General features: G+C 66.6%; 14 protein-coding genes and 1 pseudogene. 9 read left to right on the forward strand and 6 right to left on the reverse strand.

The genetic code is table 11. The features are described 5' to 3' along the window. Positions 1-205 precede the first annotated feature (205 nt). From ACSQ86_RS29255 to ACSQ86_RS29280, 6 genes are all read left to right on the forward strand, one after another. Positions 206-3361, forward strand: coding sequence for an efflux RND transporter permease subunit (locus ACSQ86_RS29255; RefSeq protein WP_436310199.1), 3156 nt, complete (start codon positions 206-208; stop codon positions 3359-3361). Positions 3362-3407: 46 nt separating this feature from the next. Next, a complete protein-coding gene (locus tag ACSQ86_RS29260) occupies positions 3408-4151 on the forward strand; it encodes a hypothetical protein (RefSeq protein WP_436310200.1) in 744 nt (247 codons plus the stop codon). Positions 4152-4182: 31 nt separating this feature from the next. After that, positions 4183-5136: a hypothetical protein gene (locus tag ACSQ86_RS29265; protein ID WP_436310201.1), complete on the forward strand. Its 954-nt coding sequence runs from the start codon at positions 4183-4185 to the stop codon at positions 5134-5136. A gap of 36 nt (positions 5137-5172) precedes the next feature. Then, complete coding sequence (locus ACSQ86_RS29270; protein WP_436310202.1) at positions 5173-8334, forward strand: efflux RND transporter permease subunit; 3162 nt, start codon at positions 5173-5175, stop codon at positions 8332-8334. After that, positions 8331-9026, forward strand: a complete 696-nt coding sequence (locus ACSQ86_RS29275) for a hypothetical protein (protein ID WP_436310203.1) — start codon at positions 8331-8333, stop codon at positions 9024-9026. The genes ACSQ86_RS29270 and ACSQ86_RS29275 overlap by 4 nt, the downstream gene beginning before the upstream one ends. An 89-nt stretch (positions 9027-9115) precedes the next feature. Further along, the gene (locus ACSQ86_RS29280; protein WP_436310204.1) at positions 9116-10687 is read left to right on the forward strand and encodes an alginate export family protein; all 1572 of its coding nucleotides are present in this window, start codon (positions 9116-9118) and stop codon (positions 10685-10687) included. 183 nt (positions 10688-10870) lie between these two features. Here the strand turns inward: ACSQ86_RS29280 and ACSQ86_RS29285 are convergent. The 4 genes and pseudogenes from ACSQ86_RS29285 to ACSQ86_RS29300 all read right to left on the reverse strand — a co-directional run. Further along, positions 10871-11017, reverse strand: a pseudogene (locus tag ACSQ86_RS29285) (phospholipase domain-containing protein); the annotation flags it as partial. 820 nt (positions 11018-11837) lie between these two features. After that, positions 11838-12416 carry a molybdopterin-dependent oxidoreductase gene (locus ACSQ86_RS29290; protein ID WP_436310205.1) on the reverse strand — a complete coding sequence of 193 codons (579 nt, stop codon included), beginning with the start codon at positions 12414-12416 and terminating at the stop codon, positions 11838-11840. 49 nt (positions 12417-12465) lie between these two features. Next, the gene (locus tag ACSQ86_RS29295; RefSeq protein WP_436306176.1) at positions 12466-13125 is read right to left on the reverse strand and encodes an NUDIX hydrolase; all 660 of its coding nucleotides are present in this window, start codon (positions 13123-13125) and stop codon (positions 12466-12468) included. Positions 13126-13128: 3 nt separating this feature from the next. Beyond that, a complete protein-coding gene (locus tag ACSQ86_RS29300; protein WP_436306177.1) occupies positions 13129-13641 on the reverse strand; it encodes a MarR family winged helix-turn-helix transcriptional regulator in 513 nt (170 codons plus the stop codon). A gap of 74 nt (positions 13642-13715) precedes the next feature. Here ACSQ86_RS29300 and ACSQ86_RS29305 point away from each other — a divergent pair, with 74 nt between their 5' ends. Then, positions 13716-14633, forward strand: a complete 918-nt coding sequence (locus ACSQ86_RS29305; RefSeq protein WP_436310206.1) for an EamA family transporter — start codon at positions 13716-13718, stop codon at positions 14631-14633. A 146-nt stretch (positions 14634-14779) separates the two neighbouring features. Further along, positions 14780-15193 (forward strand): hypothetical protein, encoded by a 414-nt coding sequence (locus ACSQ86_RS29310; protein WP_093107366.1) that lies wholly within the window; start codon positions 14780-14782, stop codon positions 15191-15193. Positions 15194-15202: 9 nt separating this feature from the next. Here the strand turns inward: ACSQ86_RS29310 and ACSQ86_RS29315 are convergent, their stop codons facing one another. Then, the gene (locus ACSQ86_RS29315; RefSeq protein ID WP_436306179.1) at positions 15203-18247 is read right to left on the reverse strand and encodes an FAD-binding and (Fe-S)-binding domain-containing protein; all 3045 of its coding nucleotides are present in this window, start codon (positions 18245-18247) and stop codon (positions 15203-15205) included. Positions 18248-18261: 14 nt separating this feature from the next. Next, the gene (locus tag ACSQ86_RS29320; protein ID WP_436294145.1) at positions 18262-18960 is read right to left on the reverse strand and encodes a GntR family transcriptional regulator; all 699 of its coding nucleotides are present in this window, start codon (positions 18958-18960) and stop codon (positions 18262-18264) included. 112 nt (positions 18961-19072) lie between these two features. Here ACSQ86_RS29320 and ACSQ86_RS29325 point away from each other — a divergent pair, with 112 nt between their 5' ends. Then, on the forward strand, positions 19073-20314 hold the full coding sequence (locus ACSQ86_RS29325; protein WP_436310207.1) for a pyridoxal-phosphate-dependent aminotransferase family protein: 1242 nt from the start codon (positions 19073-19075) through the stop codon (positions 20312-20314). Position 20315: the final 1 nt, after the last annotated feature.

Below are 20315 nucleotides of genomic sequence, written 5' to 3' on the forward strand. Positions count from 1 at the left end.
GCGCGTGGTGCCGGCGGCATGCTGCATCTCTGCCCTGCACCGCAGCAAAACGGGATAGGCCATCGAGTCAATTGATATTTCGAAAGGACGCAACCAAACTATTACATCGAGAAACCGTCCAACCGGTAGAGACAAACCAGTTGGCCAGTGAAGGATGGGAACGAGCATCCGGGTACGCTCGCCGTGCCCGGGCAGGGGATGAGCGATGTTCAGTTGGATCATTGGCTCTAGTCTGAGATTCCGCTTCCTGGTGCTGGCCATCGCCGCAACGCTGTTGGTCTTCGGGACCCAGCAGCTGCGGAAGATGCCGGTTGACGTATTCCCCGAGTTCGCGCCGCCCAAGGTCGAGATCCAGACCGAGGGACCTGGCATGACCGCCACCGAGGTCGAGGAACTCATCACGATTCCCATGGAGGACCAGCTGCGCGGCGTGCCGGGCGTCGAATACGTGCGCTCCTCGTCCGTGACGGGACTCTCGCAAGTCGTGCTGCTCTTCAGGATGGGCAGCGACCTCATGGATGCGCGGCAGCGCGTGCAGGAGCGCCTGAAGCTCGCCATCGCCGAGCTGCCGAAGTCGTCGGGCATGCCTGTGATGCTGCAACCCCTCTCCTCGACCAGCCGAGTCATGAAGATCGGGCTGACATCGAAGGTCTACGACCAGATGGACCTGTCGATGATCGCCTACTGGACGGTCAAGTTCCGGCTCATGTCGGTCCCCGGCGTGGCCAACATTCCCATGTGGGGCGACCGGATCAAGTCGCTGCAGGTGCAGGTCGAGCCGAGCCTGATGCGCGCCCACAACGTCACGCTGAACGAGGTCATGGAGACGACCTCGGACGCATTGGACATCGGCATGCTGTCGTACAGCTCGGGGGCCAAGGCCCGTATAGACGGGATGATCGACACGCCCAACCAGCGCTTCGCCATCCACAACGAGTCGCCGGTGTTCTCGACCGAGCACCTGGCCGCGGTGCCGCTGACCCTCAAGGGCAGGCGTGTGGATCCGCCGCGGCTGGGCGATGTCGGCAAGGTGGTCTGGGACACCTGGCCCATGGTCGGCGATGCCGTCATCAACGACGAGCGCGGCCTGATGATGATCGTCGAGAAGCTGCCGTGGGCCAACACGCTGGAAGTCACGCGCGGCATCGAGGAAGCGCTCGCGGCATTGAAGCCGGGGCTGCCGGGCATCGAGATCGACTCCACGATCTTCCGGCCGGCGACCTTCATCGAGCTGTCGATGGACAACCTGACGCAGGCGCTCATTATCGGCTGCATCCTGGTGGTCATCGTCCTCGGCGCCTTTCTCTATGAATGGCGGGTGGCGCTGATCAGCGTGGTCGCCATTCCCCTGTCGCTGGTGGCCGCCGGGGTGGTTCTCTACATGATGGGCGCCACGATCAACACGATGGTGCTGGCCGGATTCATCGTCGCGCTCGGCGACGTCGTGGACGACGCGATCATCGATGTCGAGAACATCGTTCGGCGCCTGCGCCAGCACCGCAGGACGGGCAGCGGCAAGTCGACCGCGCGCATCATCCTCGAGGCGTCGATCGAGGTGCGCTCCGCCATCGTCCACGCGACCGTGATCGTCGTGCTGGCGGTGACGCCGGTGTTCTTCATGGGCGGGCTGTCGGGCGTGTTCTTCGAGCCGCTGGTCCTGGCCTACCTGGTCGCGATGCTGGCTTCGATGGTGGTGGCGCTGACGGTGACGCCGGCCCTGTGCCTGCTGCTGCTGGATCGTGCACGGGTCGAGCAGCGGGAGTCTCCGCTGGTGCCGTGGCTCAAGCGCCAGTACGCGGCAGCGCTTTCGCGGGCCGTGGAGGCGCCCCGCGCGACCTTCGCGGTAGCCGTCCTCCTCGTCGTCGCGGCCATCGGCGTGTGGCCTTTCCTCGGGGCGTCGCTGCTTCCCGAGTTCAAGGAAAGGGACTTCCTGATGCACTGGGTTCCTCCCGAGGGGACCTCGCACCCGGAGACCTTCCGCATCACCCAGGCAGCCAGCCGCGAGCTGCGCGCCATTCCCGGCGTGCGCAACTTCGGCGCCCATATCGGACGCGCGGTCGGCGGGGACGAGCCCTACGGCGTGAACTTCACCGAGAACTGGATCAGCGTCGATCCCAAGGCGGACTACGCCACGACGCGCGCGAACGTCGAGACCGCGGTCGCCGGCTATCCCGGCCTCTACCGCGACGTGCAAACCTATCTGAAGGAGCGGATCAAGGAGGTGCTGACCGGCGCGGGCGAATCCATCGTCGTGCGCATCTTCGGCCCCGAGCTGCCGGTCCTGCGCGAAAAAGCGCGTGAAGTGGAAGACGCGCTGAGGGACATCCCCGGACTCATCGATCTCCATCTGGAACAGCAGGTCGATGTGCCGCAGGTGCAGGTCAAGGTGAACCTGGACAACGCTGCCCGCCGTGGGATCAAGCCCGGGGACGTGCGCCGGGTGGTGAACATCCTGATGTCGGGCATCGAGGTCACGGACATCCACAAGGGCGGCAAGGTCTACGACGTCTTCGTGTGGACCGCGCCCTCGTCCCGACGCAACGTGGACGACATCCGCGAGTTCCTGATCGACACACCCTACGGCGGGCGCGTGCGGGTGGCGGACATCGCCGACGTCGGCATCGCGCCGACGCCGAACAAGATCAAGCGCGAGAACAACTCGCGGCGCATCGACATCCACGCCAACGTCAAAGGACGTGATCTGGGCTCGGTGGCCAGCGATGTCGAGCAGCGGCTCGAGAAGCTTCAGTTCCCGATCGGGTACTACCCGCAGTTGCTGGGCGAATACAAGGAACGCCAGGCGGCGCAGCGGAATCTGCTGACTGCCTCCCTCTTCGTCGTCGTGGCGATCTTCCTCGTCCTGCATGCGACGTTCAGGAGCCTGCGACTCGCCACCATGGTCTTCCTTGCCCTCCCGGCGGCGCTGGTCGGTGCGGTGCTGGCGACCTTTACCGCCGACCGCGTCATCTCGCTCGGCTCGCTGGTGGGAATCATCACCATCCTGGGCCTGTCGGCGCGCAACGGCATCATGCTCATCGAGCACTGCCGGCACCTCGAGCGGGAGGAAGGCATGCCCTTCGGCACCCCGCTCGTCCTGCGCGGCGCCGGCGAACGGCTGTCGCCCATCCTGATGACCACCCTGTGCACCGCGCTGGCGCTGCTGCCGCTGATCGTGCCCGGCAGCATCCCCGGCCATGAGGTCGAGCACCCGATGGCCGTGGCCATCCTGGGCGGCATCATCACCTCGGGCCTGCTGAGCCTGTTTGTGATTCCGATCCTGTACCTCCGGCATGGCGCCGGCGCCCGCGAGCCCTTCGAGGCGCGCTCTCCCCAGGCGGCGTCGCCCCTAGCGTCGCGCTGACGATGGCTGCATCGAGTCGGAAGTCCAAAGAAGAAGAGAGGCAATCATGGTTCGCTTGCTCGGATATCTCGGTGTCATCGCCTCGACCATCGCCTTGACGCTGGGCGCACCGGCGCGCGCGCAGGATCCCGCACCGGATCCCGCGCCGGACCAGAAGGTCCAGCCTCGTTCGCAGACCAAGGACGCCGCCGCGGACGACCACACGCCCAAGCCCGTGCAGGATGCGGCAGAGCCGGACCATATCCGTGGCCGGGTCACCCTGGTCGAAGCGTCCTTGTTCGCGGTGAAGACCCGCGAAGGCAGGACGCTCCGCATCGGACTCCACGACAGCACAACGGTCATCGGCCTCAGCAAGGGCAGCTTCGCCGAGGTGGACTTCGGCGTCTACGTCGGCGCCGTCGCAGTGAAGCTGGAGGAATACAGCCCCATCGTGCGCGATTCGGCGGTCTGGCTGCACAAGGGGTTCGAGCTGCGGATCATCGACGACAAGCTGCGCGGCATCGCGCTGGGCCACAAGAAGTGGGACCTGACGCCCGACAGCATCATCTCCCACGGTTGGGTCGACGACCTCGAGGTCCGTGTGCTCTCGATCAAGTGGGGTCCCACCGACTATGACGAAACGGACGTGGAGGTTCCCCGCGACGTGCCGGTCCAGAAGATGTCGCTCGGCGACAAGAGCCTGATCCAACCGGGAATGTCCGTCTTCGTCGGTGCGCAGAAGGGTTCGGACGGCAAGTACGTGGCCCTCTTCGTCCTCGTCGGCAAGGACGGCATCGTCCCGGCGCTGTAGCAAGCGAAGTCTCAGACAAGGAGGAACTCCCATGAAAACCCAGCACCTGGCCGCGGTCGCAACGCTCCTGTTGGCGCCGGCCGCAGCGCTTGCCCTGGATCCGGGTCCGTCGAAGCCGACGGGGAAGAACCCGACGGTCACACTGGAGGCGGTCGCGGGGAGCACCGTCAAGCGCGTGGTCCTGAGCGCGAAGGCAGCCGAACGCCTGGGGATCGAAACCGGCAAGGTGGGCGAGGAGTCGATCGTCCACAAGCAGATGGTCAGCGGGCTCATCACCGCCGCGGCCGACAAGCCGCCCGCCGCGAAGCCCGGCGGCGGCACCTTTGGCGGTTTCGCCCAGGCCGGCGGCGCCCCTGCAGGCGCTGCTGCGGTCGCTGCAGTGGTTTCCGCGACGCCGGCGCAGCAGAAACCTGGCGGCGCACCCGCCGGCCTGGGGAAGGTCGTCATCGAATCGCCGCAACAGCCGACGCCTGCAACGCCATCGGCGCGGACGAACAGCCCCATCCTCGGCGATGCCTGGGTGCTGGTGAGCCTGTCGGCCGCGGAGTGGGAGCGGCTCGCCAAGGACAAGCCGGCACGCCTGCTGCCGCTTGCCACCCGAGACACGCAGGGTGGCGACTTGCTCGCGCAGCCGTCCGGCGTGGCGCCGGTCGAGGACACCAAGCGCTCGATGCTGTCGCTCTACTACATCGTGCCCGGTGCGGACCACGGCCTGACGCCGAACAGTCGCATGCGAGTCGAGCTGCAGATTTCCGGCACCGAGGACAAGCGCAAGGTCGTGCCGTACAGCGCCGTGTACTACGACGGCAAGGGCGCCGCCTGGGTCTACGTCAACACCAAGCCGCTGACCTTCGAGCGGCAACGCATCAACGTGGAGCGCATCGTCGGCGACGTGGCGATCCTTTCCGGCGGTCCCGCGATCGGAACCCCGGTTGTCACCGTGGGTGCGTCGCTGCTCTTCGGGACGGAGATCTTCGGGAAGTAGCGCTCATCGATGAGCGCCGAGCGAAAGGGGGCGGGTATGTTTCGCTGGATCATTGGCTCGAGCTTGCAGTTTCGCTACCTGGTGCTGGGCATCGCCGCGGCGCTCATGATTTTCGGCACGGCCCAGCTGCGCAAGGCGCCCGTCGACGTCTTCCCGGAGTTCGCGCCACCGGTGGTGGAGGTCCAGACCGAGGCGATCGGACTGTCGGCCGACGAAGTGCAGAGCCTGATCACCCTCAACCTGGAGGAACTGCTCTCGGGCGTGCCCTGGCTGCAGTCGATCCGCTCGCAGTCGGTCACCGGCCTCTCCTCGATCGTGCTCACCTTCAAGCGCGGGACCGACATCATGAAGGCCAGGCAGATGATCCAGGAGCGCCTGACGCTGGCCTATACCCTGCCGAACATCGCCCAGCCGCCGGTGATCCTGCAACCCCTGTCGGCCACCTCCCGCTTCATGATGATCGGGATCACGTCGGACAAGGTCGAGCCGACGGAACTGTCGCTGCTCACGCGCTGGACGATCAAGCCGCGGCTGCTGGGGGTTCCCGGTGTCGCGAACGTAGCGATCTGGGGCCAGCGCCTGCGGCAGATGCACGTGCAGATCGACCCCAACCGGCTGCACGACGCCAAGCTGCTGCAGGAAGACATCATCGCGGCCGCCGGCGATGCGCTGTGGGTGTCGCCGCTGACTTTCCTCAAGGGATCGGCGCCCGGCACCGGTGGGTGGATCGACAACATGAACCAGAGGCTGGGCGTCCAGCACACGATGCCGATCGAGACGCCGGAGGACATGGCGAAGGTGGCCGTCACGACGCCGCATCTGCTGCTCTCGGGCAAGACGCTGTCGCTGGGCGATGTCACCGAGCTGACCTTCTCGCATCCGCCGCTGATCGGCGACGCGGTGGCCAGGAACGGCAGCGGCCTGATCCTGGTCATCGAGAAGTTTCCGTCCGCCAACACGCTGGAAATCACGCGCTCGGTCGACCGGGCACTGGCGGAGCTGAGTCGCGGCCTGCCCGGCGTGCAGATCGACACCCGGGTTTACAGGCTGGCGTGGTATGTCGACGATTCGATCGCCCATCTGACGCAGGCGATCATCCTCGGCGGCGTGCTGGTGATCCTGGTCATCGGCGCGTTCCTGAACAGCTGGCGCAGCGCGCTGATCAGCGCGGTGTCGATCGCGCTCACGCTGCTCGCCGCCCTGGCCGCGCTGCATCTGACAGGCGCCACGATCAACACCATGATCCTCGCCGGCCTGATCGTTGCGCTGACCGTGGTCATCGACGATGTGGTCGTCGACACGGAAATGCTGCGGGAGCGACTGCGCGCGCACAGGCCGGACAGCGGCATACCCGTGACGGCGGTCGTCTTCGCCACGACCATGGCATCGCAACGCAACGCGCTCTACGCGACCCTGGTCGTGATGCTCGCCGTGCTGCCCATCTTCTTCATGGGCGGCGTGGCAGGCTCGTTCTTCGAGCCGCTGGCCATCGCGTACCTGCTGGCGGTGGCCGCATCGACTATGGTCGCACTGACCGTGACCCCCGTGCTCAGCCTGATGCTGCTGGGGCACGCGGCCGGCCGGGAACGCGAGTCACCTGTCGCCGCCTGGCTCTGCAACAAATACGATTCGGGTCTGCGCAGGCTCATCGCCGCGCCGCGCAAGGCGGTGCTGGTGGCCGGCGTCGCGGTGCTGGCCGGCATCGGCATCTGGCCGCTGCTGGGTCAATCGCTGCTTCCGACCTTCAAGGAACAGGTCCTGCTGGTGAACTGGTCCACGCCCCCGGGGACTTCCCATACCGAAACGCATCGGATCACTTCGCGGGTCAGCAGCGAACTGCGATCCCTGTCCGGCGTGCGTTCGGTCGGCGCCCATGTGGGACGCGCGGTGACGGGCGACCAGGTGGTGGGCATCAATTCGAGCCAGATCTGGATCAGCATCGACCCGAAAGCCGATTACGACAGGACGGTCGCGGCGATACGCGAGACCGTCGAAGGCTATCCGGGCATCGAGCACAGCGTGCGTTCCTACCTGCGCGACAAGGTCAGCGAAGTGCTCACCGGCGCGGGCCATGCGATCGTCGTGCGCATCTACGGCCAGAAGATCGAGGTGCTGAATCAGAAGGCCGAGGAAGTCCGGCAGGCGATCTCCGGCATTCGGGGAATCGTCGACCTGCAAACCGAAGGCCAGGTGGAAGAGCTCCAGGTGCAGGTCAAGGTGGACCTCGACGCCGCGGGCCGCGCCAACGTCAAGCCCGGCGATGTGCGGCGCTCCACGGCGACCGTCTTTGCCGGCCTGGTCGTCGGCTATCTGTTCAAGGAGCAGAAGATCTACGAGGTGGTGGTGCACGGTGCGCCCGAGGCTCGCCAGAGCGTGACCAAGCTGCGCGATCTGTGGGTCGACAAGTCGGATCGCACCCAGGTGCGCCTGGGCGATATCGCCGAGGTCAGCCTGGTATCGACGCCGACGGTCCTGCGCCACGAGCGCATTGCGCCCTACGTGGACGTCGTGGCCAACGTGGCGGGACGCGATGCCCACTCGGTGGCGGAAGAGGTCGAGAAGCGGCTCGAGACGGTCAGCTTCCCGCTCGAGTACCACCCCGAACTCCTGGGCGAATCGGCGGAACTGGAAAGTGCCCAAGAGCACATGCTCGGCGTCACCATCGCCGCGCTGATCGGGATTTTCCTGCTGCTGCAAGCCTGCTTCGGAAGCTGGCGCCTGGCGACGATGGCTTTCGTGGGTCTTCCGGCTGCGGTTGCAGGCGGTGTGCTGGCGGTGCTGGTCAGCGGGGGCGTGATCTCGCTGGGCTCGATCGTCGGGTTCCTCGCCGTGCTGGGCATCGCGGCCCGCAACGGCGTTGCGCTGCTCGATCACTACCAGCACCTCGAGGCACGGGAAAAGGTGCCCTTCGGTCTCGAGCTCGTGGTGCGCGGCGCGCGGGAACGGTTGTCGCCCATCCTGGCGGGCTCGGCCGCGATCGTCGTCGCGCTGCTGCCGATCATCGTCTTCGGGCAGCGCGCCGGTTTCGAGATCGTGCAGCCCACGGCCATCGTCATCATCGGCGGCCTGCTCGCATCCACCCTCGTGACGCTGTTCGCGATGCCGGCGTTGTACCTGCTTCTCGGAGCGGGAGCCCAGCGCCATTCCGACCTCGGCCTGGCCGATGGGCAACCTCGACATGAAGGAGAGCTTCCATGAAGACGAGAACCTTTCAATGCCTGCTTGCCGCCGCAGCGATCTTCGCTTCCGGCGCGGCGGGTGCGCAGGATGCTTCGGGCTGGCAGCAGGAGTTCGGAATCTCGAGTTGCAATCTCGTGACCCAGGGAAGGAACCCGTACTTTGTGCTGGAACCGGGCTATCAGCTCGTCCTCGAGGGCGGCGATACCAAACTCCAGATCACGGTCCTCGACGAGACAAAGACGGTCGCGGGGACCGCGACGCGTGTGGTCGAGGAAAGGGAGTGGAAGAAAGGAGAGCTGTACGAAGTCTCCAGGAACTACTTCGCCATGTGCGAGCAGACCAAGGACGTCTTCTATTTCGGCGAGGACGTCGACTACTACAAGAAGGGCAAAGTGGTCAAGCACGACGGCAGCTGGCACGCGGGCGTCAACGGCAACAAGGCCGGCCTGATCATGGCCGGAACGCCGAAGCCGAAGATGAAGTACTACCAGGAGATCGCGCCCGGCGTGGCCATGGACCGGGCCGAGATCGTCAGTCTCGGTGAGACATGCAAGACGCCTGCGGGCACCTTCTCCGGATGCATGAAGGTGAAGGAAAGCTCGGCCCTCGACCTGCTTGCAAGCGAGTACAAGTACCACGCGCCTGGGATCGGGCTCGTCAGGGATGAGGATCTGCGGCTGACGCGCTACGGCTTCATCAAGGACAAATGACAGCGTGTTTCCCCGGGGTACATCTTCATTGCCTTGCGGACGCGACTACGCAATGATTCTTTGCAGTCGGGCAGGAGTTCTCTACAACGATGAAGAACGGCAATGGCTTGAATCGAACATGTCGAAGCGCAACACGTTCCCTGGCGTGGTCCCTGTTGCTCGCTGCCGCGCCGGATGCGCTGGGGATTGAAGCCGAGCCGGCCGCAGTCGCGCCGAGCGAGCAAACGGCCGGCAGCACCAATGTGCAGCAGCCGGTGCCCGACGAGTCCATCTCGAATGTCGACGCCGGCATTCAGGTGGCGCAGTTCCAACTGCCCACGCCGCCGTCCGACGAACCGGCCATTCCCGGGGACCCTGTGTTCTCGAGGTATCCGGAAAGGCCGCTGATCTCCCGCCTGGAGTATCAGTTCTCGTACGGCAGCGAGTCGGACGTCACGTACCGCCGCAACCCGGATCTCGACCGGCGCCTGAAGGACACGTCGCTGATCCTGTCGCCCCAAATCAACGGGGCCATCATCTACCGGCCCACCGATCGGGTGGAAATGATGCTCGAGGCGATCCTGCAGAGAGACATCGCCGTGAAGGAACAGGACATTGTCACCCTTCCGAGCGGACAGACGCAACTTGCGCCGCGCCACTACAACTCGCTGCCCATCGACCAGGCCTGGGTGACATTCAAGGAGCTGGGGCCGGCCGACCTGACGCTGGGACGGCGCAATTTCGAGGACGACCGGCATTGGCTGTATGACACCTCGCTCGACACCGCCCTGGTCAAGCTCAAGGCAGGTGCCTTTCAAGCCGAACTGAGCTATTCGCGCAAGGACAGGCTGGACCTGGATCTGCTCGCGCCGGTTCAGAAGACGCGCAACGACATCTACATGGCCTACCTGAGCTACCGCGGCATCGAAGACATCAGGTTGGCCGGCTACACGATCTACCGCGAGGATCAAGCAGGGAAGGAAGGACAACCTCTGCTCCTCGGATTGCGCGCCTCCGGCAACCCGTCCGACCGATTCAATTTCTGGACCGAAGTCGCGCTCCAGCGCGGCAAGGACGAGACCAAGAAGAACTTCAAGGGCTACGCCTTCGATATCGGTGGCACCTATCGATTCCCGGATCTGCCGTACGCCCCCAACATCACCCTGGGCTACGCGTACGGAAGCGGCGACGGAAACCCGAACGACAACAGGAATCACGAATTCCGGCAGACCGGCTTGCAATCAAACGAAGCAAGGTTGGGGGGCATTCCCAAGCTGAAGTACTACGGCGAGGCCCTCGATCCGGAATTGAGCAATCTCCAGATCCTCACTGCGGCCGTCGGCTTCAGGCCGGCGCCGAACATCTCGGTGGACCTTGTCTATCACCGCTACAAGACGAACAAGCTCGCGAGCGATCTTCGCAACGCTGCCCTTACGGCGGAGATGAACCAGGACAGTTCGCGGCCGAGCAAGGAAGTGGGGGACGCGCTCGACATCGTGGTCGGCTTTCGCAACCTGTTCGGCGTCCGGCGGCTCGGACTCGATCTGAGAGCGGGATTGTTCTTTCCCAGGGGAGCGTATCGCAACGAAGTGCTCTTCAGGCATCCCACCACCAGGAGGGAGATCAGCACGTTCCGCAGGGCGGACAGGGGGATCAGCGTCCTTGCCAAATTCTGGTATTGAGAGGACCTGACCGAACCGTTACTTCCGCGCAAACAAGGGCTGCTCGAAGTGCGCGACGCGCACGGTGCGCCTGGCGATGCACAGCTCGCGGAACTGATAGAGGATCGACACCATCGTCGAGGGCCGCCGTCGATGTCGGTGGCGACAATCATCCGTTAGCCGCGGGCATCGGCCATGCGGCGTTCAGAAGCGGTCTGCCAGCCCCATCGCCGGATCGCTCACCGAGTGCCGGCCGGTCTCCACCCGACCGGCGAAGCGCCGGTAGAAGGCGGTGTCGGCATCGCAGGTCACCACGAAGTCGTACCAGTTGCCGCTCGCGTCCAGGCTCCAGCGGATGCTAGTGTCGTCGCCGCCCTGGACCCGCACGCTCCACGCGCCGCGAGACCTGTTGTCGCGATCCCCGTGGTCGCCGCCATAGTGGCCGCGCGCGTCGTGATCGTCGCGACCGTCCTTGCCACTTGCGCCATGGCCCTGGGGCCGCGCGTAGACCAGGGTTGTGCTGCACGGTGAAACGGCAATCGCGCCGGCCATCGTTGCGCAGCTGCAAATGCCGAAGCCGCATGCCCTCGCAGGCATGCGGCTTTTTTTGTCGGCCCGTGCAGCTGCCAAGCCGTCGAGCCTGGGTCCGATCAGCGCTTCGCGGGCCTGGTCGCCCGGCCCAGGTGCTCTTCGATGTCACCGGAGCTTCTGCAGGCCGCGGGCGACCAGCGCCTTCAGGCGGTTCTGGACGGCGGGTCGCTGATGGAGGCGATGAACGCGTCCCAGCCCGGCTGTATCTCGGTGGCCGTCCGCGCGCCGAAGGCAGCGAGCAACTTGGTAAGTCAGCGTTTTGTCATGCCTGACGCAGCACGAAGACGAGCGTTCTGTCCTCCTCAAACAAGGGCGCAGCGCTCATGTCCACGTTTGCCTTCACGCCTACATTGAGGCCCCAGGCAAGGCCCGTCACTCGAATTGACGCGACGGGTCTGTCAGTAAGAATCAAATTCGGAGACACATATGCGATCTGCCGCCCTCCTTTTCAGCCCCTTCGCGACGGTGGCATTGGTCCTTGCCTTTGGCTGGCCCGCGCTGCTCGCATGCTTTGCTCTTGCATTGAGTACGCTTCTTTTCTCCACGGGCGACACCGAAGCCCACGCTCCTTCGCCAACAATCAACCGCGCGTGACCTCTATGCTATAGAGCCCCCAGGGGCAAAGGGCGAATCGTTCCTTGAGCGGCTTGTCCTTGAACGCGGCGAGCGTATCGGCCTCATAGATCGCCCACTGCGGGCCCAGCCCTCCCAGCGCGAGCGGAGCGCCGTCGATCTCGGTGGCAACGATCATCCGATAGCTGCGCGCGTCGGCCATGCGCAGCGGTACGACGTAGCCGTCCACCGCACGAAGGGCCAGCATCGCGTCGCCGGCCACACCCGCCGCCTCCACCACGCTGGTCAACAGCGGGCCCGCGAGCGAATGCGCCTTGGCGTCGTACTCGAGCGTCGGTTTGATTCGAACGACCGGCAGGCGGCGCAATGCCTCGGTGTCGAACACATAGGCCTTGTCGAACTTGACGCCGTGCTTCGCCATCAATTGGTCGAGCGCCGGATCGACGGGGCCTCGGTTGGACTTGGCTATCGCTCCGCTGACGGTCAACAGACCCGGACTCTTGCGGGTCGGCTCCGCAGCCGATGCGTGAATTGCAGGCAACAGCCCGGCGAGCGTGGCGGTGCCAAGGAAGTGTCGTTTGTTCATCGGTCGATTGTGGGCGGTGCGCCTGCATTCGTCCATCGCTGCGCAGCCCCTACTTGCGCGCAAACAAGGGCTGCTCGAAATGCGCGACGCGCACGGTGCGTCCGGCGATGCACAGCTCGCGGAACTGATAGAGGAAGGCCGCCGTCGGCGCCGCGATCCAGGTGTCTCCGACCGGCATGCGCAGCACCGGGTGCTCGCTGTCCTCGATGGGATCGAGCAGGGGCGCATCCGCGCGCATGAACTCGGTGAGGGGAATGCGATGGATGCTGGCGACCTCGGCTTCGCTCGGCACCAGCGCGCGTGCGGCGCCTGCCCAGACGACGACCGGCGTGATCGCGAAGCCGGAGCGGGTGACGAAATCGTCGAGGCGGCCGAGGATCGCGCCCTCGTCGAGCTCAAGGCCGACTTCTTCGTGCAGTTCGCGCAGCGCGGCCTCTTCCGGCGACTCGGCGCCGTCGATGCTGCCGCCCGGCAGCGCCCATTGCCCCGGGTGGTTGCGCATGTGGGACGGGCGTCGGGTCAGGAGCACGGCGGCGTCCTGACTCCAAGCCGCAGGTGTGCGAAGCCCCGGCAGCGCTGCGCCGAAGCCTTCCTCGACGAGCGCCAACGCCACGGCCGCACGCTTCGAGCCGGGGGCGCTCAGCGCCTGCCGCTCGAAGCCGCCAAGCCGGCCGGCGATCAGGGCACGCAGTGTGTCATCGAGCAGCATCGATCACTCCCGAGGCTCCAGCGCGGCCAGCAGCAAGGCCAGCCGCGCATCGAGCGCGGCGAGGTCTGCGGACTTGATCGAGGCGAGCAGCCGCTGCTCGTTCTCGACATGCGCGCCCACCGCGCGATCGATCAGCTTCAGGCCGGCGGGCGTGAGCTGCACCAGCATGCTGCGCGCGTCTTCGCGGTTGGCCACGCGCTTCACGAGGCCGCGCGACTCCAGCCCCTTGAGGCGGTGCGTCATGGTGCCCGAGCTGATCATCAATGACGAGAAGAGGGCGGTCGGCGCCAGGCAGTAGGGCGCGCCGGAGCGCCGCAGCGTGGCCAGCACGTCGAACTCCCAGCGCGTCATGCCGAAGTCCGAGAAGCATCGGTCCAGTTCGCGCTGCAGCAGCGCCGCGCAGCGCTTGATGCGGCCGATGGTGCCCATCGCGCCCACGTCGAGGTCCGGGCGCTCGCGGCGCCACTGATCGAGGATCGCGTCCACCGCATCCGCCGGTCGCTTCTTGGCACCCATCGGCAAAACCCCATTTATCTTGAAGTCAAGATTATCTGCTAGGCTCCATTTATCTTGACGTAGAGATAAATGCGATGCGCAACACACAAGGCTCGATCGCCTGGACCGACGTCCTCCTGACCGCTTTCGCCCCCGCCATCTGGGGCTCGACCTACATCGTCGCGACCGAGCTGCTGCCGCCCGACCGGCCCTTCACCGCGGCCCTGCTGCGCGCACTGCCGGCCGGCCTGCTGCTGGCGCTGTACTGCCGGCGCCTGCCGGCGCGCGGCGAATGGGGCCGACTGATCGTGCTGTCGGCGTTGAACATCGGCTTCTTCCAGGCGCTGGTCTTCGTCGCGGCCTACCGGCTGCCCGGCGGACTGGCCGCGGTGGTCGGTGCGATCCAGCCGCTCTTGGTGATGGGCCTTGCCTGGGCGCTCGACCAGCGCCGGCCGCCGCAGCTGGCGGTCGGCGCCGCGGTGCTGGGCATCGCCGGCATGGCGGCGCTGCTGCTGTCGCCGGGTTCGGTGTGGGATCCGGTCGGCATCGCCGCGGCCCTGGCCGGCGCCGCCTGCATGGCCGCCGGCACCTACCTGACGCGCCGCTGGCAGCCCGCGATGCCGGTGCTGGCGCTCACCGGCTGGCAGTTGCTGCTGGGCGGGCTGATTCTCTTGCCCATGACCTGGGCCATCGATCCGCCGCTCCCGCAGCTGACCGGCACGCAAGTCGCGGCCTATGCCTATCTCTCGATCGTCGGCGCGCTGCTGGCCTATGCGCTGTGGTTCCGCGGCATCGCGCGCCTGTCGCCGGTGGCGGTGTCCTCGCTCGGCCTGCTGAGCCCGCTCACGGCAGTGATCCTCGGCTGGGCCTTGCTGGGCCAGGCGATGCGCGGGCTGTCGCTCGTGGGGCTGGTCGCGGTGCCGGTCAGCATCCTCGCCGTGCAATGGGCCATGAGCCGCCGGGCCGTTCCCAAGGCGAATACCGCAGCGCGCAGCGCGGAGGTTACTTACTGAGCCCGCAGGCTTTGACGACGTCCCTTCAGGGCGCGCGCTGACGCCGCTCGAACAGCGGTTGCAGGAGCATCATCGTGTCCACGAAGCCTGCGGATGGAGCGTTTGGGACTGCCGCAGGCGCTTTCGCCCTTCTTTCGGAGAATCCCGTGAGCTTCAATCGCTGTGCATTTGTCAAAGGCGCCTTTTCAACCGCCGTGGTGGCCGCCGCACTCTCGGCTTCCGCTGCGGCCCATGCCGAGGTGAGCTGGTCCATCGGGATCGACGCCCCGACTTACTACGAGCCGGAACCCGTCTACTCGAGCCCGCCGCCGGTCTACTATCAACCAGCACCCCCCACTTACTACGAGCCGCCGCCGCCGCCCGCTTACTACCGTCCGGCGCCGAGGTACTACGGACCGCCACCGCCGGTCTATTACGAGCCGGACTATCGGTATGGTCCACGCCCCGTGGAGCGGCCAAGGCTGAGCGACATGCAGCGACGCGCGCTGGACAACTGCGTCCTGCTGGCGCCGCGTGAACAACCCAGGTGCCGTGCCACGGTCATGTCGACCGTCCGCTAAGCCGTCGGGTCAGCCCCTCAGCGCGTCGAGCAGCCGCGCCACGTGCACCGCTTCGCGCTGCGCACCGTCGGCGATCTGGTGCCGGCAGCTGGTGCCGTCGGCGACGATGATCGCGTCGGGGTTCTCGCGCACTGCCGGCAGCAAGCTGGCCTCGGCCATCTGCATCGACACCTCGTAGTGCGAGGCTTCGTAGCCGAAGCTGCCGGCCATGCCGCAGCAGGAGCTTTCGATCAACTCCGGTTTCGCGTCGGGAATGAGCCGCAGCACATCGAGGATCGGGCTCACCGCGCCGAAGGCTTTCTGGTGGCAGTGGCCGTGCAGCAGGATCGGCTTGCCGGCAGGCTTGAGCCCCAGCTTGAAGCGGCCGGCCTTGGCTTCGCGCGCGATGAACTCCTCGAACAGCAGCGCTTCTTTCGCGACCGTCTCGGCCTTCGCGCCCAAGCCCATCACCAGCGTTTCGTCGCGCAGCGTCAGCAGACACGAAGGCTCGAGGCCCACGATCGCGATGCCGGCTTCGGCCAGCGGCAGCAGCGCATCGACGAGCGCGCCGGCGCGGGCCTTGGCTTCATCCACCATGCCATTGGCGAGGTAGGTGCGGCCGCAGCAGTGGTGGCCGCCGTCCTTCTCGACCGTGTGCAGCATGTAGCCCGCGGCCTTGAGCACGCGCGCCGCAGCGAATGCGTTCTCGCTTTCGAAGGTGCCGTTGAAGGTGTCGACAAACAGCACCGCGACCTTGCGTCCCACGCAGGCGGCGGCGATGGCCATGTCGCGATTCACGAACATCGAGGCATCGCCGGCGCGCCAGAAGGTGTCGCTGCGCCATGCGGGCAGCGAGCGCTTGGCCGAGAGGCCCAGCAGCCGCTCGCCGAGCCAGGCCGCGCCCGGCACGCTGTTGCGCAGGTTCATGAGCCAGGGGAAGCGGCTCGCGGCGTGCGCGTAGTCGGGCAGCCGGGCGATCAGCCGGTCCTTGAGTGTGTGGCCGTGCTTCTTCTTGTAGTGGGCCAGGAACTCGATCTTCATCTTCGCCATGTCGACGCCGGTCGGGCAGTCGCGCTTGCAGCCCTTGCAGCCGACGCAGAGGTCCATGGTGTCGTACATGGCCTCACTGGTGAAGGCCTCGGGCCCGAGCTGGCCGGAGACCGCGAGGCGCAAGGTGTTGGCGCGGCCGCGCGTGAGGTGCTTCTCGTCGCGCGTCACGCGGTAGCTCGGGCACATGGTGCCGGCGTCGAACTTGCGGCAGTGGCCGTTGTTGTTGCACATCTCGACGGCCTTGGCGAAGCCGCCGCTGACGTCGCCGCCGGTGCCGGGCGCGGTGGTCTCCTCGGTCACCGGGTCGGCCTGCACGTTCCAGGCCGACCAGTCGAGCACGGGCACCAGCGGGATGCGTTTGTAGGGCCTCGGCGCCGAGGGCGGCGCGAAGCGGAACAGGGCACCGTCGTCCATCTTCGGCGGATCGATGATCTTGCCGGGGTTGAAGAGGTTGAGCGGGTCCAGCTTGTTCTTGATGGCGCGGAAGGCCTCGTTGATCGCGGGGCCGAACTGCCATTCGATCCATTCGCCGCGGCACAGGCCGTCGCCATGCTCGCCGCTGAAGGCGCCCTTGTACTTGCGCACCAGCTCGCTCGCCTCTTCGGCAATGGCGCGCATCTTCGCGGCGCCGTCGGTGCGCATGTCGAGGATCGGGCGCACGTGCAGCGTGCCGACCGACGCGTGCGCGTACCAGGTGCCGCGGGTGCCGTGCTTGGCGAACACGGCGGTGAGGCCATCGGTGTACTCGGCCAGGTGCTCGAGCGGCACCGCGCAGTCCTCGATGAAGCTCACCGGCTTGCCGTCGCCCTTGAGGCTCATCATGATGTTGAGGCCGGCCTTCCGCACTTCCCACAGGTTCTTCTGCGCCGCGTCGTCGGGCATCTGGACCACGCTGCCGCGCAGGCCGAGGTCGCCCATGAGGTCGGCCAGGTCCTTCAGCTTGGGCAGCAGCCAGGCCTTCTCGCTGCCCGAGAACTCGACCAGCAGGATGGCTGCGGGCCGGCCGATCAGTGCGGTTTCGACGGTGGACTTGAACGCGGGGTTGGCGAGGCTCAGCTCGATCATCGTGCGGTCGACCAGCTCGACCGCCGTCGGCCCCAGCTTCACGATGTGCTGCGCCGCGTCCATCGCCGCATGGAAGCTCGGGAAGTTGACGATGCCGAGCACCTTGGCGCGCGGCAGCTCGGCGAGCTTCAGCGTCAGGCTGCGCGTGTAGGCCAGCGTGCCCTCGGCGCCGATCAGCAGGTGCGCGAGGTTGACGCTGCCGTCGGCGGTGTAGGGCTTCTCGCTCTGGTTGTCGAAGATGTCGAGGTTGTAGCCGGCGACGCGCCGCATCACCTTGGGCCAGCGCTCGGCGATCTCGTGTCGGTGCTGCCTGGCGAGCTGCTGCACGTGCAGCGCGATGTCGGACGCGCGCGCTCCGAGCTCCGAGACCGGGCCGAAGTCGACCAGCTCGCCGTCGGACAGCCAGGCGCTCGCGCCCGCCACGTTGTGGACCATGTTGCCGTAGGCGATGGAGCGCGAGCCGCAGGAGTTGTTGCCGGCCATGCCGCCGAGCGTGGCCTGCGCGCTGGTCGACACGTCGACCGGGAACCAGAGCCCGTGCGGCTTGAGCCGCGCGTTGAGGTGGTCGAGCACGATGCCCGGCTCCACCGTGGCGCGGCGCGCCTCGACGTCGAGATCGAGCACGCGCCGGAAATGCTTGCTGTTGTCGATGACGAGCGCCGCGCCCGTGGTCTGGCCGCACTGGCTGGTGCCGCCGCCGCGCGCGAGCACCGGCACCTTGAGGTCGCGCGCGATGTCGATGGCGGTCGCGATGTCGCGCTCGGTCTTCGGCACCAGCACGCCGGCCGGCATGATCTGGTAGATCGAAGCGTCGGTCGCATAGCGGCCGCGCGAGGCGGCGTCGAACAGCACCTCGCCCTCGGTCTCGGCGGCGAGGCGCCGTGCCAGCGCTTCGCAGGTTTCGTTGGGCGGCAAGACGGTACCGGCTGGCTGGAGATGGCTCGCGGGCTCGATGCGCATGGGTTCTCGTCGATTCAGCTCTTGGCCGCCTGGGCCTTGGCGGGATAGATCTCGCCGGCGCGCAGCAGCTCCAGCACGGTGTCGCGCTTGCGGTTGAGATGCTCGATCATCAGCGTGCGCATCGCGGCCGCGTCGTGTGCGGCCAGGGCCTCGACCATGCGCTCGTGCTCGGCCACCGCGCTCTTCCACTTGGCCTCGTTCTGGTTGGTGCGAAAGCGCAGCGACTGCACGCGGGCATTGATCGAGCGGTAGGTGCTCGCGAGCACGGGGTTCCTGGCCGCGTCGTTGATCGCGGTGTGGATGCGCGCGTTGATGCGGTAGTAGCCCGAGAGATCGCGGCGTGCGAAGCAGGCCATCATTTCGTAGTGCAGCGCGCGCAGCTCGGCGAGCTCCTCCTCGGTGATGCGCTGGGCCGCCAGTTCGCCCGACATGCCTTCGAGCATGGCGAGCAGCTCGAAGGTGTTGACCACGTCCGCCTCGGTGAGCTTGACGGCCACCGCCCCGCGGTTCGGCAGCAGGTCCACCAGGCCTTCGGCCGCCAGCAGCTTGATGGCCTCGCGCAGCGGCGTGCGCGAGACGCGCAGCTGCGCGCTGAGCTCGCGCTCGTTGAGCTTGGCGCCGGGTGCGATCTGGCCTTCGACCAGCATGGTGCGCAGCCGCGACGCCACCTGGTCATGCAGCGCGAGCCGAGAGATTTCAATGATTTCCGCCATGGAATGCATTTTGAATGCAAATAGTGGCCCGCTCAATCGAGGAGACTAGGGGTTAACGAGCACGACAGATCGAATTTTGCATGCAAAACTGAAAAAGAAAGGACGGTCCCGAATGCTTCAACTCGACTTCCATCCCACCGGCAGGCACTTCCTGCAGATCCCCGGCCCGAGCCCGGTGCCGGACCGCATCCTGCGGGCCATGAGCCTGCCCACCATCGACCACCGCGGCCCCGAGTTCGGCGCCCTCGGGCTGCAGGTGCTGGCGGGCATCAGGAAGATCTTCAAGACGAAGCATCCGGTCGTCATCTACCCGTCCTCGGGCACCGGCGCCTGGGAAGCGGCGCTTGCCAACACGCTGAGCCCCGGCGACCTCGTGCTGATGTACGAAACCGGCCACTTCGCCGCGCTGTGGCAGAAGATGGCCGCGCGCCTGGGCCTGTCGACCGAGTTCCTGGCCTGGTCGGGCAGCGACGAGCAGCTGCCGCATGCGCCGAGCTGGCGCCGCGGCGTGCAGGCCGACCTGATCGAGGCGCGCCTCGCCAAGGACACGGAGAAGAAGATCAAGGCCGTGTGCGTGGTGCACAACGAGACCTCGACCGGCGTCACCTCCGACATCGCCGCGGTCCGCAAGGCCATCGATGCGGCGGGCCATCCGGCGCTCTTGATGGTGGACAGCATCTCGGGCCTCGCGAGCGCCGACTTCCGCCACGACGAGTGGGGCGTGGACGTGACCATCAGCGGCTCGCAGAAGGGCCTGATGCTGCCGCCGGGCATCAGCTTCAACGCGCTCTCGCCGCGCGCGCTGGAAGCATCGAAGAGCGCGAAGCTGCCGCGCGCCTTCTGGGCCTGGGACGAGATCGTCGAGATGAACAAGGACGGCTACTGGCCCTACACGCCCAACACCAACCTGCTCTACGGCCTGGCCGAATCGCTGGACATGCTGCTCGGCGAGGGCCTGGACAAGGTGTTCGCGCGGCATCAGCGCTGGGCCGCCGGCGTGCGCGCCGCGGTCGAGGCCTGGGGCCTGCCGATCCAGTGCGCCGACCCGGCCGTCTACTCGCCGGTGCTGACCGGCGTGATCACGCCCGAGGGCGTCGATTCGGATGCGGTGCGGCGCCTCATTCACCAGCGCTTCGATCTCTCGCTCGGCACCGGCCTCGGCAAGCTCAAGGGCCGCATGTTCCGCATGGGCCACCTGGGCGACAGCAACGACCTCACGCTGGTCGCGATGGTGGCCGGCGTCGAGATGGGGCTCAAGCTCTCGGGCGTGAAGCTCGCCGCGAGCGGCGTGCAGGCCACGATGGACCACTTCGCGAGCCACGCGGCGCCGGCGGCATTGCAGAAGGCCGCCTGAG

The organism is Variovorax sp. LjRoot130 (assembly GCF_964253755.1).
In the GTDB taxonomy this organism is placed as follows: Bacteria; Pseudomonadota; Gammaproteobacteria; order Burkholderiales; family Burkholderiaceae_C; genus Variovorax.